At 37.7% G+C, this 27,000-nt stretch carries 18 protein-coding genes; 12 read left to right on the top strand and 6 right to left on the bottom strand.

What is annotated here, in order from left to right:
- The first annotated feature begins 1 nt into the window (after position 1).
- Entirely contained in the window at positions 2–1,261 is a 1,260-nt protein-coding gene (locus C0430_RS12130; protein ID WP_290870509.1) for a hemolysin family protein, read from the top strand.
- Positions 1,262–1,370: 109 nt separating this feature from the next.
- The gene (locus tag C0430_RS12135) at positions 1,371–3,470 is read left to right on the top strand and encodes a peptidylprolyl isomerase (protein WP_290870512.1); all 2,100 of its coding nucleotides are present in this window, start codon (positions 1,371–1,373) and stop codon (positions 3,468–3,470) included.
- A gap of 110 nt (positions 3,471–3,580) precedes the next feature.
- Here C0430_RS12135 and C0430_RS12140 read toward each other — a convergent pair whose 3' ends face one another.
- From C0430_RS12140 to C0430_RS12150, 3 genes are all read right to left on the bottom strand, one after another.
- Positions 3,581–4,495: a GYDIA family GHMP kinase gene (locus tag C0430_RS12140; protein WP_290870515.1), complete on the bottom strand. Its 915-nt coding sequence runs from the start codon at positions 4,493–4,495 to the stop codon at positions 3,581–3,583.
- Positions 4,496–4,572: 77 nt separating this feature from the next.
- Positions 4,573–5,895: a hydroxymethylglutaryl-CoA reductase, degradative gene (locus C0430_RS12145; protein WP_290870518.1), complete on the bottom strand. Its 1,323-nt coding sequence runs from the start codon at positions 5,893–5,895 to the stop codon at positions 4,573–4,575.
- A 243-nt stretch (positions 5,896–6,138) separates the two neighbouring features.
- Positions 6,139–7,386 (bottom strand): ABC transporter permease, encoded by a 1,248-nt coding sequence (locus C0430_RS12150; RefSeq protein ID WP_290870521.1) that lies wholly within the window; start codon positions 7,384–7,386, stop codon positions 6,139–6,141.
- Between the two features lie 164 nt (positions 7,387–7,550).
- On the opposite strand from C0430_RS12150, the gene purH reads away from it, so the two are divergent.
- The 6 genes from purH (at position 7,551) to rodA (ending at position 14,731) form a co-directional block, all read left to right on the top strand.
- On the top strand, positions 7,551–9,077 hold the full coding sequence (gene purH / locus C0430_RS12155) for a bifunctional phosphoribosylaminoimidazolecarboxamide formyltransferase/IMP cyclohydrolase (RefSeq protein ID WP_290870523.1): 1,527 nt from the start codon (positions 7,551–7,553) through the stop codon (positions 9,075–9,077).
- A gap of 53 nt (positions 9,078–9,130) precedes the next feature.
- Positions 9,131–10,159, top strand: a complete 1,029-nt coding sequence (locus C0430_RS12160) for a rod shape-determining protein (RefSeq protein WP_290870525.1) — start codon at positions 9,131–9,133, stop codon at positions 10,157–10,159.
- A gap of 61 nt (positions 10,160–10,220) precedes the next feature.
- A complete protein-coding gene (mreC, locus tag C0430_RS12165; RefSeq protein WP_290870528.1) occupies positions 10,221–11,048 on the top strand; it encodes a rod shape-determining protein MreC in 828 nt (275 codons plus the stop codon).
- Positions 11,041–11,547 carry a rod shape-determining protein MreD gene (locus C0430_RS12170; RefSeq protein ID WP_290870531.1) on the top strand — a complete coding sequence of 169 codons (507 nt, stop codon included), beginning with the start codon at positions 11,041–11,043 and terminating at the stop codon, positions 11,545–11,547. Before mreC ends, C0430_RS12170 begins: the two co-directional genes overlap by 8 nt.
- A complete protein-coding gene (gene mrdA, locus C0430_RS12175; RefSeq protein ID WP_290870540.1) occupies positions 11,544–13,478 on the top strand; it encodes a penicillin-binding protein 2 in 1,935 nt (644 codons plus the stop codon). The genes C0430_RS12170 and mrdA overlap by 4 nt, the downstream gene beginning before the upstream one ends.
- Positions 13,479–13,495: 17 nt before the next feature.
- A complete protein-coding gene (gene rodA / locus C0430_RS12180; RefSeq protein WP_290870543.1) occupies positions 13,496–14,731 on the top strand; it encodes a rod shape-determining protein RodA in 1,236 nt (411 codons plus the stop codon).
- On the opposite strand, the gene C0430_RS12185 is transcribed toward rodA, so the two are convergent.
- Together C0430_RS12185 and C0430_RS12190 are read right to left on the bottom strand one after the other, a co-directional pair.
- Positions 14,732–15,577, bottom strand: coding sequence for a DNA/RNA non-specific endonuclease (locus C0430_RS12185; protein WP_290870546.1), 846 nt, complete (start codon positions 15,575–15,577; stop codon positions 14,732–14,734).
- A 16-nt stretch (positions 15,578–15,593) separates the two neighbouring features.
- On the bottom strand, positions 15,594–17,858 hold the full coding sequence (locus C0430_RS12190) for a carboxy terminal-processing peptidase (protein ID WP_290870549.1): 2,265 nt from the start codon (positions 17,856–17,858) through the stop codon (positions 15,594–15,596).
- 197 nt (positions 17,859–18,055) lie between these two features.
- Between C0430_RS12190 and surE the strand changes: the two genes are divergently transcribed.
- From surE to C0430_RS12210, 4 genes are all read left to right on the top strand, one after another.
- Entirely contained in the window at positions 18,056–18,835 is a 780-nt protein-coding gene (gene surE / locus C0430_RS12195; protein ID WP_290870552.1) for a 5'/3'-nucleotidase SurE, read from the top strand.
- On the top strand, positions 18,828–19,100 hold the full coding sequence (locus C0430_RS12200) for a hypothetical protein (RefSeq protein ID WP_290870555.1): 273 nt from the start codon (positions 18,828–18,830) through the stop codon (positions 19,098–19,100). Before surE ends, C0430_RS12200 begins: the two co-directional genes overlap by 8 nt.
- Positions 19,101–19,119: 19 nt before the next feature.
- Positions 19,120–20,229, top strand: coding sequence for a lipid-A-disaccharide synthase (gene lpxB, locus C0430_RS12205; RefSeq protein WP_290870558.1), 1,110 nt, complete (start codon positions 19,120–19,122; stop codon positions 20,227–20,229).
- 131 nt (positions 20,230–20,360) lie between these two features.
- Positions 20,361–20,873 (top strand): hypothetical protein, encoded by a 513-nt coding sequence (locus tag C0430_RS12210; protein ID WP_290870561.1) that lies wholly within the window; start codon positions 20,361–20,363, stop codon positions 20,871–20,873.
- Positions 20,874–21,409: 536 nt separating this feature from the next.
- Here C0430_RS12210 and C0430_RS12215 read toward each other — a convergent pair.
- Entirely contained in the window at positions 21,410–26,989 is a 5,580-nt protein-coding gene (locus C0430_RS12215) for a T9SS sorting signal type C domain-containing protein (RefSeq protein ID WP_290870562.1), read from the bottom strand.
- Positions 26,990–27,000 lie beyond the last annotated feature (11 nt).

A 27,000-nucleotide genomic window follows, 5' to 3' on the forward strand; every position in this document is an offset into this window, starting at 1 on the left:
TATGGGAATTGGTATCATAATAGTGTGTTTAATACTATGTGCCTTTTTCTCGGGAATGGAAATTGCCTTCATTTCTTCCAATAAAATTTACTTGGAAATAGAAAAGAAACAAGATGGTTTCATTTCCAATATTTTAACAAAACTTACCGAAAAACCCTCAAAATTTATTGCCGCAATGCTCATTGGCAACACCATTGCATTGGTGGTTTATGGGTTTTTAATGGGTGAATTGGTGATGCAATGGACCACTTTTTTGGGATTTCATTTCTCGAATTTTGCGGCCTTGGCCATTCAAGTCATTTTGACGACAATTGTGGTTTTGATGACAGCCGATTTTTTGGCCAAAGTTTTTTTTCAAATTTATGCCAATACCTTGATAAAGGTTTTTGCCCTTCCGGCTTATGGTTTTTATAGGTTGTTTTATTACATTTCCTCTTTTTTTATCTGGATTTCTGATTTTGTTTTGAAAATACTCTTCAAATCCGAAGGCGATCAAATGCCCTTGTATTTTAGCAAAGCGGAACTCGGAAATTACATTACCGAACAAATGAGCACCGTTGAAGATTCTCAGGAAATGGATTCCGAGATTCAAATGTTTCAAAATGCCTTGGATTTTTCTGGAGTAAAAGCAAGGGATATCATGAGTCCAAGAACCGAAATCGTGGCTGTTGATTTGTTTGATTCCGTTGCCGAATTGAAAGAAATGTTTATCGAAACCGGTTATTCCAAGATTTTGGTGTATCAAAATTCACTCGATGACATCATTGGTTACGTTCATTCTTTTGAGTTGTTCAAGAAACCTAAAAACATCAAATCGATTGTAATTCCGGTAGAATTTGTGCCCGAAACCATCTATATAAAAGACGCGATGAACTTGCTGACCAAAAAGCGAAAAAGCGTGGCAGTCGTTTTGGACGAATACGGAGGAACATCTGGAATTATTACCATAGAAGATATTGTCGAAGAACTTTTTGGCGAAATTGAAGACGAACACGATTCCGATGAAGAATTCATCGAAAAAGAACTCGAAGACGGCACTTATATTTTCTCGGCTCGATTGGACGTCGAATATTTAAACCAAACCTACAAACTTTCAATTCCAGAAGATGATTCATACGGAACACTCGGCGGATTTATAGTCGATTTTACTAAAGATATTCCTCAAAAAGGAGATGTAATCACCATAGGAATCTATCATTTTGTCATTGAAGAAGCGACAAACAAGAAGATAGAATTGGTTAAAATGACAATAAAAGAATGATTTTTTTTGGCAAATCAAATTTTCTTGCAAATTATAGTGTTAGTAGTATAATTATTAATTAGATAATTGTATTTTCGCAAACTGAATATAAAAATTAACAACAATAAAAATGGCAGTTTTAGCAAAAATTAGACAACGTTCCGCTTTAATGATAGTGGTTATTGCATTCGCATTATTTGCATTTCTAGTACCAAGTCTTTTCAACAAAGGGAATTTTGGTAGTACATCTAAAGACGTGGGAAGCATAGATGGGAAAGATATTTCATTTGAAGACTTTAGAGTAAAAGTAAGCAATCTTGAAAAAAGTCAACAAGGAATCACTCCAACCGCAGCAGCAAATAGAGTTTGGGAACAAGAAGTTTCTATTGCTTTGTTAACTTCTCAATTTGATAAATTAGGCTTGAGAGTTGGTCCAAAACACATTATGGAAGTGTTGAAAGCCGATCAAAATATAGGACAAAATCCACTGTTTTTAAACGCTGCAGGAGGTTTTGACGAAGCTAAATTCAAAGAATACTTCAAGTCAAATCCAGAGCAAGCACAGTTCTTGAAAGACAGGGAAAAAGACGCCGAGCTTAACGCCAAATATCAAATTTATAACAATTTGATAAAAGCTGGATTGTACACAACTGAAAGTGAAGGAAAATTGAAATATGAAATGGAATCCAACAAAGTGAATTTTGCTTATGTGGCTGGATTGTATTCTACAATTAAAGACAGTGAAGTAAAAGTTACAGATGATGAAATTGTGGCTTTCATGAAAAAGAACGAGAAAAAATACAAAGCGGACGAAACACGTGAAGTAGAATATGTTTTGATCGAAGACAAAGCCTCTCCAGAAGACGAAGCCGAAGTGAAATCCAAAATAAACGCATTGTTGTCCGGAAGAGTGGTTTACAACAACGCCACAGGCAAAAACGACACCTTGCCAGGATTTAAAGCCGCAACAAACACCATCGAATTCGTGAATTCAAATTCAGATGTTCCTTATGATTCTACTTATGTTGCCAAAAAAGATTTGCCTGCCATTGATGCCGACAAATTATACAACTTGGCGCCAGGTGAAATTTATGGTCCATACATGTTCGGAAAATACTATTGTATTTCAAAATCAATGGGCAGAAAAGTAGGAGCCAATGCAAAAGCAAGTCACATCTTGATTAGCTATGAAGGAACACAAGTTCCAAACCAAAAAGAAAAGAGAACCAAAGAAGAAGCCAAAGCAAAAGCAGAAGCGATCTTGGCCCAAGTAAACGCCAATCCGGATAGTTTCTTGATGTTGGCTTTCACGGCTTCTGATGATTCATCGGCTCAACAAGGTGGTGATTTAGGATATTTTGGTCCAAATCAAATGGTGAAACCGTTTAATGATTTTGTATTCAACAATCCTATCGGGAAAGTTGGATTGGTAGAAACTCCTTTCGGTTTCCACATCATTAAAGTAACCGACAAGCAAGACGGAATTCGTTTGGCAACAATCGCCCAAAAAGTGGAAGCTTCAGAAATGACTTCGGATAAAGTATTTACTCAAGCAACACAATTTGAAATCGATGCAATCGAAAAAGATTTTGCCAAAACTGCCGCAGCCATGAAATTGAAAATTGCACCAGCAGTTACCGTGAAAGGTATGGACGAATCTTTTGGAGCATTGGGTAACCAAAGAAACATCGTGAGATGGGCTTTCGAAGACGGAACCGATGTAGGAGCCATCAAAAGATTTGAAGTGGCTAATTTGGGTCACGTTATCGCAAAAGTTAAAAAAGTAAATCCAGAAGGATTAATGGCCATAGATTTGGTTAGACCTTATGCAGAACCAATTCTTAAAAACAAGAAAAAAGCTGAATTAATTAAAGCTAAAATGGCAGGAACTTCATTGGAAGCGATTGCAAAAGCAGTTGGTGCGCCAATTCAACAAGCTGTTGACGTTACCATGGATAATCCAGTTTTGACTGGTGGAGTTGGTCAAGAGCCTAAAGTGGTTGGAAACGCATTCGCATTGGCAGCAGGAAAACTTTCTGCTCCAATCGAAGGAAATACAGGAGTTTATGTAGTGTTGAACAAAAGCACGTTCAAAGCACCAGTATTGAAAAGCCACGCAGCTTATGTTTCTAAACTAAAAGCTCAAAGTGCAGGAGATGCTAACAGAGTTATTCCAGCTTTGAAAGACAATGCGAAAATTAAAGACAACAGAGCTCAATTTAATTACTAAATTGAAACTTAATTAAATATAAAAATCCCGAGCAATCGGGATTTTTTTTGTTTAAAATACAATCGGAAGATATAAAAAGACACTAATTTTTTTGACTTTGTAGCTACAAATCACAAAATCATGTCCTTATAAGAAACGATGGTTTTGAAACCTCTTTCCCTGAAATAATCTTCTGGATTTTCTTTGGCGATGGCCAAAACAAAATCGCCTCCCCAAGCACCAAGGCTTTTGATGATGCCATTAAAGTCGGGAAACAAGGATTCTTTTATGGTTTTCATTTCCAGGATGTTGCTCATTTTAGCTTCGTGTTCTTCCAATGCTAAGGCAAATTTATGAAGGGTTTTCGCCTTTAAAGCTGCTTGAGTTATTTTATTATTTTTGATAATCGCATCGGCTAAATCTTTGTTTTTGTTGTTGTGATATGAAGCGATAGCCGCTTTACTGTTTTGTTTTTTATCTAAATAAACGAAATATAGATTTTCAGAGAATTCAGGCTCGAAACTTACTTTTTCGACAATTGGTTTGCCCTTATCCAAATGATACAAAATAGGGCCGTCATTTTGTGCACAGGCAATGTCGTAACCGCTGCCGCCAAAACTATTATTAAGCAAAACAAAAGCATCAATATTTAGCCATTGTGCAATATTATTAATCAAGGTTGAAGAAGTTCCCAACCCCCAATTTCTAGGAAATGTGAGTTCCGTTGTAATTTTAAAACCTTCGGAAGGATTCATAAAATCAGGATTTAATAAATACCCTTCGTGCAGGATTTCTATCAGCGTGTTTCTTACAGATGTATTTTCTGTGATTATTTTATTCGAAATATCCGCAAACGAAAAAGTGTCTTCAAACCAAATGTGTCCATCAACGTCATAACTTGTCCATTTTATTTCTTGATTGTTTCCTTTTTCCACAATCAGGTTTTGTCCAAATTTTGTTGGCAAGGCAAAAGCATTGGCACCATCAAGAACCAAATATTCTCCCGTAATAAATAGTTTTCCGTTACTGTAAAATTCTTTCTTCATTTAGTTTATTGGGTTCTATTTCTAACCACAAATTGCACAAATTAATTCTCGAGAATTTGTGAAATTTGTGGTTGATATTAAATTTGCTTCCTTAAGGTTTCAATATAATCCACGACGGCACTGTGGGAAACCACGTGGTGTTTGAAATGTTTGCGAATGGCATGGCGTTCTTCATCATTGGCGTCAAACTGGTTCAGGATGTTGTTCAGGTGCATTTTCATGTGTCCGTCTTGGATTCCCGTGGTGGTTAATGAACGCAAGGCTGCAAAATTTTGTGCCAAACCTGCCACTGCAACAAACTGCATTAGTTCTTCGGCAGATGGATTTTCCAACATTTCCAATGATAATTTTACCAATGGATGCAACGAAGTCAAACCGCCAACCGTTCCCAAAGCCAACGGAACTTCCAGCCAAAAACTAAAAATACCATTTTCGATTTTGGCGTGCGACAAACTCGAATAGTTTCCGTTTCGGGAAGCATAAGCATGAATTCCAGCTTCAACGGCACGGAAATCATTTCCCGTGGCAAGTACAACGGCGTCGATTCCGTTCATGATGCCTTTGTTGTGGGTTACGGCTCGAAAAGGTTCCACTTCGGCAATTTGAACCGCTCTGATGAATCTTTCGGCAAATGCTTTTGGATTCGGGATGTGTTTTTCCACAAGGTCATCAACCAGACAGGAAACTTCGGCACGAACGATGCAATTGGGCACATAATTAGAGAGAATGCTCATCACGACTTCGATGTCTTTTTCTTCTTCGGAAAACAAATCATAAACTTGGGCTTCTTCTTTCAAGGTTTGGGCAAATTGCTCCAAACAGGAATTGATAAAGTTGGCGCCCATGCTGTCTTTGGTGTCAAAAGTGGCGTGCAGTTGAAAATAATTGGGCAATAAATCCGTCTTGTCTTTCAGGATAATATCCAGAATTCCGCCGCCACGCTTTTGCATGTTTTTGGTAATGCTTTCCGTATTGGTAAAAAAGTGGGCTTTGGTTTGGGCAAAAAACAGGGCAAGTTTAGATTCATCCCCTTTGAAAATAAAATGGACTTGGCCTATCTTTTCAGTATTTATGACGGTGGCTTTAAATCCGCCGCGAGTGGACCAGAATTTCGCTGACTTTGATGCTGCAGCCACGACAGAACTTTCTTCAATCGCCATCGGAATGCTGTTGTATTTTCCGTTAATCAGAAAGTTGGGCGCAACTCCAAGCGGAATGTAAAAATTGCTTATCGTGTTTTCTATGAATTCATCGTGTAGTTTTTGAATTTTCTCGTCAGAATTCCAATAGGTTTTTAGTAAAGCTATTGCTTCTGAAGGATTGGAAAAATATTCTTTGGCGACCCAGTTTATTTTTTCTTCTTTGGATAATTTTGAAAATCCAGCGACGGCGTTGCTCATATTTTTTAATATAACGGTTTATGATGCCGCAAAGATACGGTTTCCGTTTTATTAGATTAGCATTCTTTGAATATGGCCGAGTTATTGCTTTAAAGTTTTCGACCACAAATTGCGCAAATTGTCACAAATTTTACTGTGTTTAAACCGAATTTACTTCGCCTGTTTGCTTTGCTTGATTCAAGAATTTGCGTGAATTTGTGTAATTTGGGGTCAACTTTTTTATTAACCTGATTCCAAGAAAAACTACATTCCAGTCCTAATTGCTTCCACGGGATCCAGTTTTGCAGCTGAAATGGCAGGGAGAATCCCTGAGATTAAACCAATTAGCGCGGCCAATCCTGTTCCCAAAAGAATATTGCCTATTCCCAAAACGAATTCAAACTCCAGGGCTTTGGTCAAAACAAGGGCGATAATCCAAACCATGAATAAACCAATAATTCCTCCAATTACCGAAAGAATAATGGCTTCGAACAAAAATTGGAACAAAATAAAACGGTTTTTGGCTCCCAAAGATTTCTGGATTCCAATGAGATTGGTGCGTTCTTTTACGGAAACAAACATAATGTTAGCAATCCCAAAACCGCCCACAAGAAGTGAAAATCCGCTAATGATCCAGCCAACCATATTCATTTGAGAAATAATTCCGTCAATTAAATCTGTGAATCCCGAGAAAACATTAATGAAGAAATTGTCTATTTCTCCCGCTTTCACGCCACGAAAGCTTCTTAATTTTTGGCTGATTTCTGCTTTGTAAGCGTCCATGTCGACTCCGCTTTGGGGTTTGAAAATGATTACGTTTACCAATGCCTTGTTGTTGTCGCCAAATCTTTGTCTGACGAAATTCACGGGGATGAAAGCCGATGTGTCATTGTTGCCGAACATTCCGGATCCTTCTTTTTTCAAAACCCCGATAACGGTAAAACGCTGGCCATACAAACGTATTTTTTTGCCAATGGGATCTGCATCCTCAAATAATGATTTTGCAATTTCATTACCTATAACCACGACAGGAGCGGCCGAGTTTGCTTCGGATTCATTGTAAAATCGTCCATCTTCGAACTCAAGTCCTTGGATGTCGATAAACTCGTGCGAAACGGGAACAACATTGACGTCAGATACGGTATTCGAGCCACTTTTAATGGATTCTCTTTTGGTAAATATTTGGTAGCCCATTTGATCGGTATTGGTCATTGCACCTTTCAAATAAATGTATTCATCGTATTTTACATTCGGGAATTGCTCTCTTTTCCACTGCGGAATTTCTGAAGGACCAAACGACATTTTCATTAAATAAATGGTGTTTTTATCTAAAGAACTCAAATCTTTCGTGATTTTTCTGTCTAATGAATCTACGGCGGCAAGTACTGCTATAATCGAAAATATTCCAATGGTTACGCCAAGTAGCGACAATAATGTGCGCAGTTTGTTGTTGCGCAAGGCATTTATTGCAAAACGGAAACTCTCTGATAATAGTCGAAAATAAACTAGCATAAAACCGGGATTTGTGTTATTGTAAAATTCCAAAAATTTTCTTCATAAACCTAATGAAAACTCACTGCCGTATTGGTAGTGTTTTTTAAGATATTGTTACAGAAATACATTTGAATTTTAACATCAAAAAAACTACTTTTGCACCACAAAATTCTAACTACACGATGAACACAACTAAAACAATCAAATCGGCATTAATTTCCGTCTTTTCAAAAGAGGGTTTAGAACCCATAATAAAGAAATTACACGAGCAAAACGTAATCTTTTATTCTACTGGAGGAACGGAAGAATTTATTAAAAATCTTGGTATTCCAGTTGTGCCGGTTGAAGATGTCACTTCTTATCCATCCATTCTTGGCGGAAGAGTGAAAACCTTGCACCCGAAAGTTTTCGGCGGAATCTTGAATCGTCAAGACAACGAAAGCGATGTGCAACAAATGAAGGAATACGACATTCCTCAAATTGATTTGGTGATTGTTGATTTGTATCCTTTCGAAAAAACGGTTGCTTCGGGAGCCAGCGAAAGCGATATTATCGAAAAAATTGATATTGGAGGAATTTCATTAATTCGTGCTGCCGCAAAAAATTTCAAGGATACCGTAATCGTTCCTTCGGTTGCAGAATATCCTTTGCTTTTGGATACCATCAGTAAACAAAACGGAGCAACAACATTGGAAGACAGAAAATTATTTGCCACTAAAGCATTCCACGTTTCTTCTCATTATGATACGGCAATTTTCAACTATTTCAATACGGATGAAACCATTTTGAAAACCAGTATTGCTGACGGACAAGTGTTGAGATATGGAGAAAATCCACACCAAAAAGGATTTTTCTTTGGTGATTTTGACGCGATGTTCAACAAAGTGCATGGAAAAGAATTGTCATACAATAATTTATTGGATGTTGATGCAGCCGTGAATTTGATTAACGAATTCAAAAATGACGAACCAACTTTTGCCATTTTAAAACACAACAACGCTTGCGGATTGGCAACAAGACCAACCATTAGTGAAGCGTATAACGTGGCTTTGGCTTGTGATCCAACTTCAGCTTTTGGTGGTGTTTTGATTGCCAATTCAAAAATTGATGTTGAAACTGCTAACGAGATCAACAAATTATTTTGTGAAGTGGTGATTGCTCCAAGTTATGATGAAGCGGCCATTGCCATTTTGCAAGAGAAGAAAAACAGAATCATCTTGGTTCAAAACGATGTGGAATTGCCTCAAAAACAAGTGCGAACTTGCTTGAATGGAATTTTGGTTCAAGAAAGAAACAACATCACGGATACTAAAGCAGACTTAAAAACCGTTACCTTAACAGCGCCAACGGAACAAGAAATGGAAGATTTGATTTTTGCGTCAAAAGTGTGTAAAAATACCAAGTCCAACACGATAGTTTTTGCCAAAAATGGAACCTTGATTTCATCGGGAACAGGACAAACCTCAAGAGTGGACGCCTTGTTGCAAGCTATTGAAAAAGCACGTACATTTGGATTTAGCTTAGAAGGTGCTTCGATGGCGAGTGATGCTTTTTTCCCTTTTCCGGATTGTGTGGAAATTGCGAAAAATGCTGGAATAACAGCTGTTATTCAACCAGGAGGATCCATAAAAGACCAATTGAGCATTGATTATTGCAATGAAAATAAAGTTGCAATGGTATTTACAGGAACACGTCATTTCAAACATTAATTTGTTTAGCTTTGTACGTCACAAATTTATAACTTTTAAACCCTTAAAAATTTATGGGATTTTTTGATTTCATGACCGAGGATATTGCGATAGACCTTGGTACCGCAAACACTTTAATCATACACAATGATAAAGTCGTAATTGATAGCCCTTCCATAGTTGCTCGCGATCGAATTTCGGGAAAAATTATTGCCGTTGGTAAAGAAGCCAATATGATGCAAGGGAAAACCCATGAAAACATTAAAACGATAAGGCCTTTGAAAGACGGTGTAATTGCCGATTTTGATGCTTCCGAAAAAATGATCAGCATGCTCATCAAAAGCATTCCGGCATTGAAAAAAAGAATGTTTACGCCAGCATTGAGAATGGTGGTTTGTATTCCTTCCGGAATTACCGAAGTGGAGATGAGAGCGGTAAAAGAGTCTTGTGAAAGAGTAAATGGTAAAGAAGTATATTTGATTCACGAACCAATGGCTGCGGCAATTGGTATCGGCATCGACATCATGCAGCCAAAAGGAAACATGATTGTGGATATTGGAGGAGGAACAACGGAAATCGCCGTTATAGCATTGGGTGGAATTGTGTGTGACAAATCGGTGAAAATTGCCGGTGACGTTTTTACCAATGACATCGTGTATTACATGCGTACCCAACACAACCTTTTTGTTGGAGAAAGCACTGCGGAAAAAATAAAAATTCAAGTAGGAGCAGCCATCGAAGATTTAGAATCTCCTCCAGAAGAAATGTCGGTTCAAGGTAGAGATTTATTGACCGGTAAACCTAAACAAGTAGCGGTTTCTTATAGAGAAATTGCCAAGGCTTTGGATAAATCCATTCAGCGAATTGAAGATGCCGTAATGGAAACCTTGTCCCAAACACCTCCTGAATTAGCAGCGGATATTTACAACACGGGGATTTATCTTGCCGGTGGAGGATCGATGTTGAGAGGATTGGACAAAAGAATTTCACAAAAAACAGATTTGCCGGTTTACATCGCCGAAGACCCATTGAGAGCAGTAGTTCGTGGAACGGGAATGGCACTTAAAAATCTTGTAAAATTTAAAAGTGTTTTGATTAAATAAGGAAGTATTTAGTTGAGGGTGTTATATTTAAGGTTTTACATATATTTTATAAAGGTAGAAAATGCAGCAAATATTTAATTTTATTTATAAAAACAGCAATAGGTTGCTGTTTTTGCTGCTTTTGGGTATTTCGTTATTTCTTACCATTCAATCCCATTCGTATCATCGAAGTAAAGTGATTAGTTCTGCCAATTTTTTGAGTGGTGGAGTTTATGAACGCATCAACAACGTGAGCGAATATTTGAATTTGAGAACCCAAAACGATGCACTTGCCCAAGAAAACGCGAAATTAAGAAGCCTGCTTTTTGCTGTAAAGGATACAGCTGCAATTCCAAAATTGGACAGCATCAAAGGATTGCATCCCAAAGATATTATCGTTTCTAAAGTAATTCACAACTCCTTTAATTCGCACGAAAATTACTTGACCTTGAATTCTGGCAGTCTTCAGGGCGTGAAACCAGACATGGGTGTCATCAACAGTTTGGGAATTGTGGGAATCATTGACAACACATCGGCAAATTATGCTACCGTAGTCAGTATCTTGAACATAAAATCCCAAATCAACGCCAAACTTAAAAAGTCAAATCATTTTGGGTCTTTGACTTGGGACGGCAAAAGTACCGGTTATGTGCAATTGATGGATGTTCCTAGATTGGCAAGCATAAGAAAAGGAGATACCATCGTGACAGGTGGACAATCAGTAATATTTCCTGAAAACATCAATATTGGAACTATTGACAGAATTTATGAAGAAGTAGAAACTCATTATTTCAAGATAGAAGTAAAACTATTTAATGACATGACTAATTTGGGTCACGTATATATCATCAAAAGCAAGAATCGTGAAGAAATTATCAATTTAGAAAAAAAGGAAGAAAAAGATGAATAGTGCCTTATTCGTAAATATTTTTCGTTTTCTGCTTTTGCTGGCAGTCCAAATAGTTATTTTCAACAATATGAACTTTTTGGGTTACATCAGTCCATTTCCCTATGTTCTTTTTATAATATTATATCCGGTAAACGGCAATAAATTCGGGCTTTTATTGGCTGGTTTTTTTCTGGGAATTATTATGGACATGTTCAGTAATTCAGGAGGAATCCACACGACGGCATGTTTAATTTTGGCGTATTATAGACCGTATCTTTTCAAATTTTCCTTTGGGTTAAGTTATGAATACCAAACTATTAGGTTAAATGATGTTTTGACACCCGAAAGATTTTCGTTTATACTGCTTTCAGTGTTAATTCACCATTTTATTTTGTTCCTGTTGGAAGCCTTTAGTATCGGTTTCCTGTTGGATACTTTGTTTAGAACACTGTTAAGCACCATTTTTACAATTATTATCTGTATTATAATAATATATCTTATTAAGCCGAATAGAAGATGAGAAAATTGCTGCTTCCTTCCTTGATTATTATTGTAGCGTCTTTACTGGTATTACGTCTTTTCTATTTGCAAATTATTGATGATTCTTTTAAATTAAAATCAGACAATAATGCCATCAAAATTAAATATGACTATCCCGAAAGAGGTTATATTTATGACAGAAACGGAGTATTGTTGGTTGCAAACCAGCCTTCTTACGACATCATGGTCATTCCAAGAGACATAAAAAATATTGACACTTTGGAATTTTGCCAATTATTGGATATTACCAAAGAAGATTTTTTGAAAAAAATTGCCAAAGCCAAGGTGTACAGCCCTCGTTTGCCTTCCGTGTTTTTACCTCAATTGAACAAAAGTGAATTTGCAGCGTTCCAAGAAAAAATGCGAAAATTTGAAGGCTTTTATTTTCAAAAACGTTCCCTTCGAGATTATCAAGTTAATTTTGGGGCCAATGTTTTTGGGTTCATTACCCAAGTCAACGAAAAGCAGATTGAAAAAAATCCGTATTACAACAGCGGAGATTTAATTGGCAAACAAGGCGTTGAAGAGAGTTATGAAGAAATATTACGTGGTATCAAAGGCGTGAAATATTATCAGAAAGATAAATTTAATCGCGAAATTGGTTCCTTCAAGGATGGAAAATACGATACCATTGCCGTTCAGGGAGAAGACATCAACCTTACCCTGGATATGGTGCTTCAACAATATGGTGAGGAATTAATGGTCAACAAAAGAGGTGGAATTGTCGCCATCGAGCCATCAACTGGCGAGATTTTGGCATTGGTAACGGCACCGTCTTATGATCCGGCCATTTTGGTGGGTCGTCAAAGGTCCAAAAATTATACTTTGTTGTACCGCGATTCCATTGCAAAACCTCTTTATGACAGAGGACTATTGGCAGAATATCCTCCTGGATCTCCATTTAAAATCCTGACTGGACTTGTGGGACTTCAAGAAAACGTGATAGAATTGAATACCACTTTTATGTGTAATCACGGTTTTGCTTATGCGCCTGGTAGATTTCAAGGATGCCATTGTGGAGGAGGAGCTCGTGATCTTCACGTTGGAATTTATAAATCCTGCAATGCCTATTTTTCCAATGTTTATTTACGAACTATTGGAAAATATGCCAGTGCACCTTATGCCGTGGATGTTTGGAGCAACCATGTGAAAAGTTTTGGACTTGGACAATTTATGGGTTATGATTTGCCAACAGGAAAAAAAGGAAAGGTTCCCACATCTAAAACCTACAAAAAAATGTATCCAGATTGGGGTTGGAGTGGAAAAACCATTATATCAAATGCCATTGGACAAGGAGAGGTCTTGATGACACCCATTCAATTGGCCAATATGATGGCAACGGTAGCCAACAGGGGTTATTATTACACGCCCCATATCATCAAGAAAATTGAGGGTCATAAAATTGACTCGAAGTTTACCACCAAACACGTGACTACCATAGATAAAAAATATTTTGAACCCATGATAAGTGGTTTGTTTGATGTTTACAATATGGGAACAGCCGCTGGTTTAAGGGTGGAAGGTATTGATATTTGCGGTAAAACTGGGACTGCAGAGAATTTTGCAAAAATAGATGGCAAAAGAACACAACTAGAAGATCACTCCATTTTTGTGGCGTTTGCACCCAAAGACAATCCTAAAATCGCTATCGCCATCATGATCGAAAATGGAGGTTTTGGTTCAACCATTGCCGGACCAATAGCCAGTTTAATGATTGAGAAATACTTAAGAGGAAAGATTACCAGAACCGACTTGGAAAAAAGGACCTTGGAGAGAAGTTTGCAAGATCGATACGCCAAGTTAGGTGGTTTGTCTGAAGTGGTTAAACGAGAAATGAGAAGAAAGGATTCCATTTTGAAAAAGAAAACAGCAATTCTATTGCCAAAAATTGATACTACTAAAAGCAATTAACTAGCGATTCATTTGAAATGAAAAATCAAAGTATAAAGAACAATCTCGATTGGATATGTGTCATCATCTACAGCTTATTAGTAATAATGGGTTGGTTGAACATCTATTCCTCTTCGTTGTCGTCCATGGAAGATACTTTTGAAAAGCAGTTAATCTTTATTGTGTTGACCATTCCATTAATTTTCGTCATTCTTTCTGTTGATGGAAAATTTTATGAAAAATATGCCAGTATTATCTATGGAATTTCCTTGTTGTCCTTGGCAGGATTGTTTGCGTTTGGGAAGACTATAGCCGGTCAACGTTGCTGGTATGCTTTTGGAAGTTTTACGCTTCAACCTTCGGAATTTGCAAAAGCCGCAACAGCATTGGCATTGGCCAAATATTTAAGCGATACGCAAATCAATTTAAAAGATGTCAATCGACAAATCCAAGCATTGGCCATTGTCTTTTTGCCGGTGATGTTGATATTGCCGCAGCCGGATCCGGGAAGTGCCTTGATATACAGCATTTTTATTGTTGTTTTATATCGCGAAGGTTTGCCTGCCTGGTATATTTGGACTGGATTTTTGGCCATTCTTTTATTCGTGTTGACACTTGTGTTGCAACCTCAATATGTAATTCTTCTGGCTTTATTGGTGATAGTTTTGGTTCATTTCAAGTCTAGATTAGGTGACAGAAATATTGTTTTGAGCAGCATTCTTTTTGTTTTGATTTCCGGATTTGTCTTGTCCGTGAATTATGTTTTCGAAAATGTGTTCAAACAACACCACCGTGATCGTTTTAATATATTGTTGGGAAAAGCCGTCGACATGAAAGGGATTGGTTATAATACAAATCAATCTGAAATTGCCATTGGCTCAGGAGGCTGGTTTGGAAAAGGATTTCTTGAAGGAACACAAACCAAAGGAGGTTTTGTGCCGGAACAACATACGGATTATATTTTTACAACCGTGGGCGAAGAATGGGGATTTTTGGGTTCTCTTTTTGTAATTGCCCTGTTTGTGGGATTGTTTTTAAGGATTATTTACCTCGCCGAAAGACAGAAAACAAAATTTAGTCGCGTTTATGGCTACTGTGTGGCAGGAATTCTATTCATTCATTTCTTTGTGAATATTGCCATGGTATTGGGGGTATTTCCAACCATTGGCGTGCCGTTGCCTTTCTTTTCTTATGGAGGATCCGGACTTTGGGGCTTTACCATTTTGCTGTTTATTTTTATAAAAATGGATGCCAATAAGGTAAACGAATGGTAGTTAATTAAAACTCCAAGATTTATAATCGCTATTTTTCTCTAAACTGTTTTCGATTTTGTCATTCAATTTTGGAAAGAAATCTATTCCGGTCATTTTTTCGATTTGGTCCACTGAAACCACAAAATCATATATTGGTTTGTCACTTTTTTTGCTTGGAACCAAAAAAGCAATCATTTTATAACGGCCATTGGAATTGTCCAACAAGATTTTATAAAAATAATTGGGAACCGAAACGTTCTCTCTGCCAATTGTTTTCAGTGAAGGTTCCAAAATGCCTCCGGTAATTACATACACGCCATCATATTTTGTTGCCCAATACCGCGTTTTTTGTTCTAATCTATTCCAAATCCCGCTATTGAAATCGTGTCTTTGTGGAGAAATATTTGAGGTAAAAAAAGTGTCGTTATACGCATTGATGGCAAACTCCATATCACCGGCCGGACAAAGATGGCCTTTGTCATAACCTGATTTTTTATAATTGCGCCAATCAGCGGAACCTGTTTTTACTTTCGAATCCTCTATGAAATAGGGTCTTTTAAAATTGGCATTTTTTACATAACTTTTTTTCAATTCGTAGGCAACCCATTCTGCTTGTTCGTGTTTTTCGCTATAGGATAAAGTGAAATAATCGTGTTTTATGATTTGATTCGTAGTGGATGAAGGCAGGTAATCAAAGGAGTTGCTTGGGTTTCTTTTTTCGTTGTTGGAATTTTTGGGCAATAAAACGGAAACGGAAAGCGATTCGAAAAGAAAAACTACAATGATTCCAAAACTAAAAACGCTCCAGAAATTTTTCTTGAATTTCTGGAGCGTACTAGCAGTTGTTGATTGCTTTGTATGAGTCATTAATGAAGGTTAATGCTTATGTTTTAACTAGTTTTTGTTTCTTCAATGTTACGGGAACCGTTTTTTTCACGACAGGTTTGGTTTGTAAATCGTCCAGAACATTCAAGGCTTCTTCTACATAAATGTCTTTCGATAAACTCTCGTGCCATCTTTCCCTTTTTTCTTTGAGGGAAGCATCTTTATTCATTGCTTCGGCTTCTTGCGGCAAGGAAGTGAATTTTGCATGATAATCATAATCCGAAATTGGCTTGAATTTTTTATTGGTGTCTTCAATTGCTTTTTGGGTCTTTTTAAACGCTTCCATTTTCAGGCTGTACAAATTTTCTTTGCTTCTTTCATCAATCCATTTTGCATTTTCTTCGATTAATTTGAATTGTGGATTCAGCGCGATTCTTTTCTTTGAATCTGCAATTGCTTTTTCAAATTTTGCGTTTTTAGTCCAAACACTGTATGTTGCGGGGTCAATTTTGTCCCAAGGCATGGCATTGTCCACATCGCGCTCGCCCATTTTCAAATAAGCATAGCGATCCGGCATGACAATATCACTGCTCACGCCTTCTAGTTGAGTGGAGCCTCCGTTTATTCTATAAAATTTTTGCGTAGTTGTTTTCAATGCGCCTAAATCTCCTGAGCTGCTGCTTCGAACAAATGAATTCAAATCAATCACGTTTTGAACGGTTCCTTTGCCATAAGTTTGCTTGCTGCCAATGATGATTCCTCTTTTGTAATCTTGAATGGCTGCTGCCAAAATCTCGGAAGCTGAAGCCGAAAAGCTGTTGACCATGATTACCAACGGTCCGTCCCATTCAATTTTTTTGTCTCGATCATATAAAACTTCTTTTTTTCGTCCGGCGGATTTTATTTGCACAATGGGACCTTGTTCGATAAACAAACCGGCAATATCCACCACTGTCGAAAGCGAACCTCCACCATCATCGCGAACATCAAGCACAATTCCGTTTACCCCTGCTTTTTTCAAGGATTCCACTTCTGCGGCAACGTCTTTTCCAGCATCACGGCCGTCCTTGTTTTCAAAATCAATATAGAATTTTGGCAAATAGATTACGCCATATTTTACGCCATTTCTTTCCACCACGCTTGATTTTGCATAGGTTTCCTCAATTTCAACAATATCTCTTATGATTGAAATGGTTTTGATGCTTCCATCCACTTTTTTTACGGTAAGACGAACCTCGGAACCTTTCGGACCTTTAATTTTTTTGACCACATCGTCTAGACGCATTCCTACAATGTCAAGAGGTTCTCCATTTCCTTGGGCTACTTTCATCACGATGTCGCCTGCTTCGAGTTGTTTTCCTCTCCAAGCTGGACCTCCTGAAATAAGTTCCGTGATTTCGGTAAAGTCGTTTTTCTTTTGAAGACGAGCTCCAATTCCTTCAAATTTTCCGCTGATGCTTACATCGAAACGTTCTTTTTCTTCGGGTGGAAAATAATTGGTGTGTGGATCAAATCGGGAGGTGATGGAATTGATGTATACCGAAAACCAATCGTCTCGAGTTAAATCCTTCATGAATCCAAAATATTCGTCCAATGATTTCAAGGAACTTTCACGCGTGATTTTTTCTAATTCCTCAAAAGTTTTTGGCTTGCCGTCAGAAGATTTTTCTTTTTCAGAAATGGCTAATTCATCAACAAACTCACCAGGTTTTGCAACCTCCGAATTGGTTTTGACATCCTTGTCAACAATTCCTTTTTCTTTGTTTTCTTGAATTTTCAAGCGATCTGTCAACGAAGAAAGAGTGGACAATTTTATTTGTTTGCGCCATCTTTCCTTTAGTTCTTGCGTGTTTTTGACATAAGGCGCTTTTTCATAATCGGTATTGAAAGTCTCGTCAATGCTGTAATCAAACGGGCTGCTTAAAATATCTTTGTACAGTTTTTTGCCTTCTTCCATTCTTGTCATCAATCGGTCATAAGTAAGATTGAAAAAAGTCAAGTCTCTATTGAGTAATTGATCGTCTAATTCAGTTTCGAATTTTGAAAATTCGTCAATATCGGATTGCAGGAAAAACCTTTTGGATGGATCCAGTGCCTGAATATAATCTTTGTAAATTCCTTTGGAAAAAGTATCGTCAATTGTCGCGGGGCTGTAATGTCCTTTTTCGATTACAAACGTCAATAACTCCAAAAGCATTTTGTCCTTTTCGGGATCCACGCTTTTAGTGGAATTAATCTTGAATGCAAACAAGGTTGCCGAAAGTATAACTACAGCAAGTATTATTTTATAATTTCGTTTCATAAAACTAATAATAGTATCCATAAATATTTAAAATCCAAATTACGTAAAAAACTATGCCAACAACTGCTAATACTCGCATAAATTTTTGTTAAAGATATAAAATTGTTTTTTTTCTTTCGGGTTTAATCTACTAACTGTATTAATTTTGTTTCTTTGTTTGCTTAATGTCTCCAAGTTTTTATTTGGAATTTAATCCCAATAATTTGAATACACATCCAATGGAAAAAAAACAACCTTTAATCCTGGTCACTAATGACGACGGGGTTTCGGCTCCCGGAATCCGGGCATTGATAGCCGTTATGGCAGAAATAGGCGAGGTCGTTGTCGTGGCTCCTGACAGTCCCCAGAGTGCGACGGGTCATTCCATAACCATAAATGATACTTTGTATATCAATAAAATTTCCACGGACAAGGAGGGCATTCTGGAATACAGTTGTTCTGGAACTCCGGTGGATTGCGTGAAACTGGCAGTTAACGAAATCCTGAAAAGAAAACCGGATTTGTGTGTCTCAGGAGTGAACCATGGTTCGAATTCATCGATAAACGTGATTTATTCCGGAACGATGAGTGCTGCTGTCGAAGCTGGAATCGAGGGAATTCCCGCCATTGGTTTCTCTTTGTTGGATTACGATTGGAATGCCGATTTTGAGCAAATTAAATCCTTTATTCGAACCATTACGTTAGAAGTATTGGAGAAAGGACTTCCCGAAAGTGTGGTGTTGAACGTGAATTTTCCAAAATTGAAGGAAGAGCAAATTCAAGGCATAAAAATTTGTCGCCAAGCAAAAGCAATCTGGATGGAGAAATTCGACAAACGACAAACACCCCAGGGGAGAGATTACTTTTGGCTCACCGGAGAATTTGTCAACCAAGACCGCGGCGAAGATACCGATGAATGGGCACTTGCCAATGGCTATGTTTCAGTGGTTCCGGTACAGTTTGATTTGACTGCACATCACGCCATTCAACAACTCAATACTTGGAAATGGAATGAATAAGACGGAATTAGTAATTGGTTTTGTTATCGGGATTTTGGCTTCCGCGATTGGAAGTTATATTTTCATAACTTTTTTTACGGACTTTGATTTCTTGGCTGGAATTCAAGCGATGAAATCTGAGGGGAAAATAGGTAAATTAATTACATTGGGTTCCATTCTTGATTTGGTTGCTTTTGGTATTTTACTAAAAATGAATAAAGAGATTATGGCTCGAGGAGTAGTTCTGGCGGTTATTATTATTGCGATTGTTACTTTATTTGCATAAATTTGATGAAACGGCAAAAATGAAATACTACATTATAGCAGGAGAAGCTTCGGGGGATTTACACGGTTCAAATTTGATGAAAGGATTGTACAAAGAGGATTCCAATGCCGAGATTCGGTTTTGGGGAGGCGATTTGATGCAGGCCGTGGGCGGAACTTTGGTAAAGCATTACAAGGAATTGGCTTTTATGGGTTTTGTCGAAGTGCTTTTTCATCTAAAAACGATTTTGAACAATATCAAAATATGCAAGAAAGACATTGTAGATTTTCAACCCGACGTGATTATCTTTATAGATTATCCCGGTTTTAATTTGCGCATTGCCAAATGGGCCAAAGCAGAAGGTTTTAAAACCCATTATTATATTTCGCCACAAATTTGGGCTTGGAAAGAAAGCCGAATTGCAGACATCAAACGCGATATAGACAAGATGTACGTGATTTTGCCTTTCGAAAAAGATTTCTATGAAAGCAAACATCATTTCGCCGTTGAATTTGTGGGCCATCCACTGATTGATGCCATTCACGAACAACCAAGAATTGATGGCACTATTTTTAAAAAAGAAAACCAATTGAGCGAGAAACCGATTATTGCCATTTTGCCCGGAAGCCGCAAACAGGAAATTGCCAAAATGCTGTCGGTGATGTTGAGCGTGGTCAATGATTTTCCGGAATATCAATTTGTGATTGCCGGTGCGCCAAGCCAGGAATTTTCTTTTTATGAAGGTTTTATAACCAATGAAAACATCAAATTTGTTTCGAATCAAACGTATCCGTTATTGCAAAACGCCACGGCAGCATTAGTGACTTCGGGAACGGCAACACTGGAAACGGCGCTTTTTAAAGTTCCGGAAGTGGTTTGTTACAAAGGGAGTTGGATTTCCTATCAAATAGCCAAACGCATCATTACCCTAAAATATATTTCGTTGGTCAACTTGATCATGGATCAAGAAGTCGTGACCGAATTGATTCAAGAGCAATGCTCCCGGAAACCTATTCGGGAAGAATTGAAGAAAATCTTGAACCCTGATTATCGCAAAGCTCTTTTGCATAAATATGATGAGCTGGAAGAAAAATTGGGAGGTATTGGTGCCAGCGAAAAAACGGCCAAATTGATTGTCGCGAATTTGTGATGACTCTTGTTTTTTGCAATCATTCCCAATAGTCAAAAAATAAACACGAATTCCACGAGTTACAAACCGCAAGTTAGCGGTTATGGTAGGACGACCGCAAACCCAAAGTGAAAACATAAAACGAACAGACAATGGCCAACGAAGTATTATTTACAGAAAGTCAAAAATTTAAGCAATGGTGGTTATGGTTAATTCTGTTAGGAATTAATGGACTTTTTTTATTTGGACTATTCAAACAAGTTATCGGTGGCCAACAATTTGGTGACAAACCTATGAGTAATGTAGGACTTATTGTTACAACAGTGCTGACAATCGTATTGACAATTTTGTTTGTAAACTTTCGCCTTGACACAACTATAACAAAAGATGGAATATATGTTCGTTTTTTCCCGTTTCATTTAAAGTTCAAACATTACTCTTGGGACAGTTTGACAAAATCATACGTTAGACAATATTCACCGCTGACCGAATACGGTGGTTGGGGCTTGCGACTTGGACTTTTTGGAAAAGGAACTGCCTATAATGTTTCAGGTGACAAAGGTTTGCAACTTGAATTTACAGACAAAAAGAAATTGCTTATCGGAACAAACAAACCAGACGAATTAACCGAAACGCTTAAAAAAGTTGGACAACTAAATCAATGACAAGAATCACAACCGCTTATAGCCATTTTGCAAACGCGGGGGGCGTGCTTCTGTGAAAGTGAAGTGCTAAATTCAAGCTTTATATATCTAATGATGTTTAGTGCTAAAAATCTCCGTCTTCTCAAACGGCAAAACGTTGTTTTTTGTTACGGTTTGTTGCGGGAAGTAGGGGAAAGGCCGGGAGAAGAATCCACCCTGAAATAGGGGAAAAATACCACTTGTTGCTTATCGGAACTTTTTTTTAGTTGCAGGCTTTTTGTTCTTTGCGTTGCATTATTCGATTTGATTCGTACACCATTTGGCGGATTGTATGTACTGGGAGTCAATTTCATCCTTAGGAAACCAAAATTTCATAAAGTTCAATCAAACAATTGGCCGCGGCCAATTGTATAAATGACCGCGGCTATTTATACATTTGACCGCGGCCAATTATCAAGTTTCTACTGACTTTTTCCAAAATTCATCTTGAACAAAGGTATTGCTGACCTAAACCCAAGGGTAAAGACGTCGTTAAACCATTACTCATTGAACTCAGGTTAATAAATGATTTTCTTGGTAACGACTTGGCCGTTTTGCAAGCTTACTTTTACCAGTAGCGTTTGGTGGCTCGAAGTAAAATTTGTCAAGGTCAGTTCGTTGCTGTTGACTTTTTCTTTTTTGAATAGTTCTCTTCCCAAGAGGTCGTAAACCAAGATTTTGTCCATTATTTCCACTGCCGAATTGACTTTTATTTGTTTGTTTTTGGTGGAAACCAAGACATGATTTTCCTTAGTTTCTATATCAGTGGTTCCCAAAGTTTTGTTGGTGTAGCGCAGGATGAAACGGTCGTTGAAGGTGCCTGCCACGGTATTAAAAGTATAATTTCCGCTTTTTAAGTCAAACACGGTATTCATTAATTTGTCTTCAATAAACACGGCTTGATTAGCCAGTGCTCCATCCACTTGGTCAATGTTTATGGTAAAAGGTCCCTCGATGGATGTCCTGAATCCCAATGGGACTTCGTCGTTTTCATTAAATGGCAATGCCCTTCCTTGAATTACCAGATTTTTGTCTTGGTTTACACTATAAAAATCCACAAACTCATTGGCGTCAAAAGTCTCGCCATCAAAACGGCTGTCGTATCCATTTGTGGCATTTGTTATGTAACCAATTAGGGTTTGCTTGAAGGCCCCTTGAGGGTTTTTTAAATTTAACCAAATGCGGTGTTTCTCTAAAAGTGCTGTTTTTGTTGCAGGATTTCTAGTTTTGAAAAACTGGGAGTTGTTCAGAATACTTTCATTAATGTTGTCTACTCGCATACTATTGTTATATACAATGGTAGTTCCAGAGGTTATTGCTTTACTGGATGCAAAAAATCCTTGGCCAGAGGCAATTTTACCTGTTGGTTTTTCGCTACCGTTTGGAGCAGGTGATCCACCAGAAGAAAAAGCAACGTCATTTATGCCTATTCCTCCAACAGGATTGTAAGCGGCGTAATCGTCCAATGAATAGGTGTAAGCCCAGCCAAGACCGGGATTAGGGATGTTTTCCGCGAGATTCATTGGGGTTTTATGCGTCCAGAAATACAGTGTTCCATCTAAAACTGCAGAATTGGCGTCCAAAAATGCATCTGCATCCAAAGCAGAAGGATATGGGTTTCCCAGAAGATATGATTTGTCTTCAGCAACATTCGGGATTGAGTATACTCCATTATTTGGCACACCTGTAAAAAAAGCATCAAATGAAGCGAGAAAAGGGGATTCAGGACCTCGAATGATATAGCCGATACCTGCTAGCATAGAGGTTGCAGATGATTCTTGTTTCCAAGTTTCAGCAGAAGAATCATAAGAATAGTATTTGTCCCATAGTGTCAAATTTTGGGAAACGCCACCCAGGGTGTAATTCGCAACGGGAGAAGACCAATAGGTATAATCCGTGCGGAAAATAGGAGGAGTGATTCTTTCGTAACTAATGCTGCCCGTGTTTATGCCTGAATCACTTACTTGCACTAAACTGCCATCGTCTTCTATGTCTAGATAACCATTATTTGTCAAATCATTTTGAATTTTGACATATTCATTAGCAGTTATTGTCAATGTATATGATGTATTTACGACTACACTGCAGGCGGAAAAACTTCCATTCACGCTAGTGTCGTAATCTGCATTAATAACCGCAAGCTTGCTTATGGATGGAGTAGTTATTGCATTATTTACATCTCTCCAGTCAGTGCCGTTCCAAGTAATGGTGCCGTCAATAATCTTGACTGCGTTAGAGGCCGTGTAACATGTGTTTGTATTCTCTCTAATTTGGCAATAGTATTGATAATTGATTACGGTTGAAATGTTCGCTATTGATAAGGTTGCGGTTAAAGATCCTGTGTAATTTGTATTATCCGTGATTTCTGTCCAGCCGGTTGCGCCAGGAGCAGAAACGAACCATTGATAGGCTAATTCTTTTGTGTCAGCGGGAGCGGTTCCGTTATACCCTTCGGTTCCTGAGACAGTCAAAGTAGCGGTTTTACAAGTTGAAGTGTATGATGGGATTGTCACTGTTGGTGGAGTTCCTGAAATGAAATTATAAGTGCCAATGTCGGTATAGTCGTTGTTACTACAATCCTCTTTATTTGTACCCACAAAATCAATAATATCCCAATCCGAATTATCATAAGCTGTTGATGGAAGTGTAGCTGTATTTTTCCTTCTGAATGTTACTCCGTTAGTTTCTGTTGCAAAGATTGATAATGATGATGTTGCCCAATTTGCATTACCATACTCTCCCCAACTATCTATTTTAGTAGCACCATTAAATAATGCAATATGATCATTCTCATTTGCTTTAAAATTAACGCCTAAATTTGTTGTGCTTTGTGATGCCAATGAGCCATCTCCATAAAGAGTTGTACATAAATTATCATCTCCAAGTGCAACAATATAGGTTGAACCAGAAGCTAAAGTCACATTACTTAAATTAAGCGGAGTACCTGAATAAGTGCCCCCATTAGAAGCGGTATTAATAGAATATCCACTTAGGTTTTTAGAAACCCCAGTTCCGTTATAAATTTCTAGATAAGTCAAGCCACCCCAATTGGAATCCGTCACTTCACTAATAAACAAATCAGAAGCATTAGTTCCGCCTTGACAGGAATTTGCTTTATTATCCACAACTGTAAAAGCGTTTGTAGCCTGACAGCCTGTTGCATTTGTGGTAACTATATTTCCAGATGTTGCCCCACTTGGTATAATAACTTTTATTTGTGTTGCTGACACATACGTTATGGAAGTTGCTGCAACTCCATTAAAGGATGCTGTTGCTCCAGTCAAATTATTTGATGTTGCATTTATCGTCACTTCTGTACCAACTGGCCCGGAAGTTGGGGTAATGGTGTTAACTGCTGCGGTAGCGCAATTGCCCGTTCCTTGAATCAAAAAGGTATAGGGGTTTTCGTCGCTGTCATTGTTAGAAATAGAAATTGTTGCAGTTCTTGTACCTGTCATTGTTGGTGAAAAAGTAATCACAAAAGATGTACTTGAACCTCCAACAACCGTGGTAGAAGGGACTGTAGTGACAGTAAAATCTCCAGGATTTACTCCACCAATACTTACAATGGGTGCTCCTGTCAAGTTCAAGGCTGCAATCCCCAAATTCTGGATTTCATAATCTTTTGTTGTCGAGGAACCAATGCTTGTCGCTGCAAATAAAGTATTGTTCAATCCATTGGCAGTAGAACTTCCATTGACAATATTATTCGTCCCTCCCGTCAAACCTTTGATGTTAATTTCACGGTTTCTGTTTCCGGCACTAAAATGATTATCTGGTGTTGATACTGGTAAATCTGTAACAGCACTTATTATTAAAGTGTTTAAACTAATTGTAGATCCATTTGTCCATTTAGTTCCGTTCCAACTCGCAGAAACACTATTGCTTTCTGTGCCAACAATATCTATCGGCAAATAGGTTCCAGTAAAAGTGAAATTAGGATTTGTAAAAGCTCCTGAACGATATACAGACCAATATCTTGTAATATAATCGGTTGAAGAATCTATATTTGGATGAATAATGTCATTTACAGCAACATTTATGTAAGCTGTTGCTGAATATGTTGTTGCGCTAGAAAAACTTATAGTCGCAGGCGAATATTGTGCTCCATCGGTTGATGCAATTCTATCTCCAATTGGAAAAGTAAATGATGGATAACTAGTGGTGTATCGTTTTCTCAATATTCCTATTGACCCTGCCATATCTGCAATTACAAAACTATTTGAAGAAGCCCCATTTGTTGTAACAACATCTTCTAAAGTCATTGTATTTGCACCCAAATCAATCAAACCATTCGTCAAGTTTAAAGCCGTATTTATTGTCACGTCAGAACCCATTGTACAACCCACGGTTGCGGCTTGACGATTCATTGTTAATGTTCCTAAATTCAAATTAGAAGCAAAAGTCAAAGTCCCTATACTTCCTGTTCCTAATAAAGTAAGGTTTGAAGTTATAGTTCCTTTAAAAGTTCCGGAGCCATTAATCACATTAGCAACTCCGGCAGTTCCAATAGTTAATGTTTTACTATTCAAATCAAAAACATCGGTTGCACTACTAAACGAAATAGCGTTTCCGGCGTTTGGTGCCGAAACAATCAAATCACTTAATAATTGTACTGTTGTACTTCCGCTTACCGGCTGAAAAACGATATAGGGAATTGTTAATGCCGATACAGAAGAAACGATTTGTGTGCCATTTTTCGTAAAGAAAACTGCCCTACTATTTCCATTAAATGTTCCAGTATTGGTAAAATTACCTCCTAATTTTAAATCGTCGCCAACGGCATTTCCCAAAGTTAAATTACCATTGTTTATTAAATTGCCAGCAACAGTCAAAACACCTCCCGAAGCCCCTCCTCCGTAATCCATATAAAAACTGGAACCAGAATCTATGGTTAAGTTTCCATTTATGGCTTTTGCCAAAGGTGTTCCATTATTATAGTTCAAAGTTGTATTGCCACTTAATTTAACATTATTAGGATAACCCGGAGTTGTCCCTATGGTTCCAACACCCAATGCCTGCCACTCATTCCCTCTGCCATAATCAGATACCCCCCCTATATTGTAAATTAAGGTGGATGCACTACCATATATTGGCGATTGATTAAAAAAACCACCCCCATTTATTTGGGCAGTACCATTTAAAGTTAATGTCGAAGATGTTAAAGTCACCCCTGCAGCCGTGGCAAAAGTTCCGGCAACAGTTCTGTTGGCAGAATTTAAAGTAACACCACCTTGAAGTACATTTACATTAAAAGGACCACTCGTGGAAGGCCAAAAAACATCTGTATTGCTAACCCCATAACTTCCAGAACCATTAAAGTTTAAAGTTCCCGTAGCTCCATAAGTAAAGTTGTTTCCTGAAGCATATCCTCCACTATTTAATTGGAAAGAGCCATTCACGGTAGTTGTTCCTGTTCTTGTTAATGAGGAAGATGTGTAAACGGTATGTCCCGCTGAAATTGTAACATTATCGGTACTTACTGGAACTAGATTTGTTGACCAAGTTGCTGGAGTATTCCAATCCCCAGAAGTTATAGAATATGGACCGATTGAAGATACATTTCCATTAAATGTAAAATCATTAATACTAAAAGTTCCTCCAGAAGCACTCGCATTCCACCCGTAAATACGAAAAGTGATTGCTGAAGTTATATTTTGAAACAAACCTGCTGATAATGAAATCGTAGTTCCAGTAGCTGATGGCGTACCAATATCTGCATTATACCCATCTAAACTTGAGCGAAATGCAAAAGAAGTTGCACCTGTGCCTGAAGCTTGTGCTGTATACACGAAATTGAAGAAATTAATTTTATATCCTGGATTCGGAGTTAGTGTAAATTCAAAATAATCGTTTGCATTTAAAGATAATGAATTCCAACCATCTGCTGTATATCTATTTAATGCCGCAACTCCATTAATACCAGAACCTCTTGATATTCCTGTTGAGTTAATATTTAAATCTGTAGTTTGTCCAATTGAATATGGACTTGATTGAACAGTTGATGAAAAAGTTAAGGGATTAGTCAGAATACTTTGCCCATAACTCCCAAAACCAATAAACAAAGCAATTGTAACAAAAAGTAATTTTAATCTCATAAAGTGGGGGT

The sequence above is a fragment of the Flavobacterium sp. genome (genome assembly GCF_013823965.1).
GTDB lineage: Bacteria > Bacteroidota > Bacteroidia > Flavobacteriales > Flavobacteriaceae > Flavobacterium.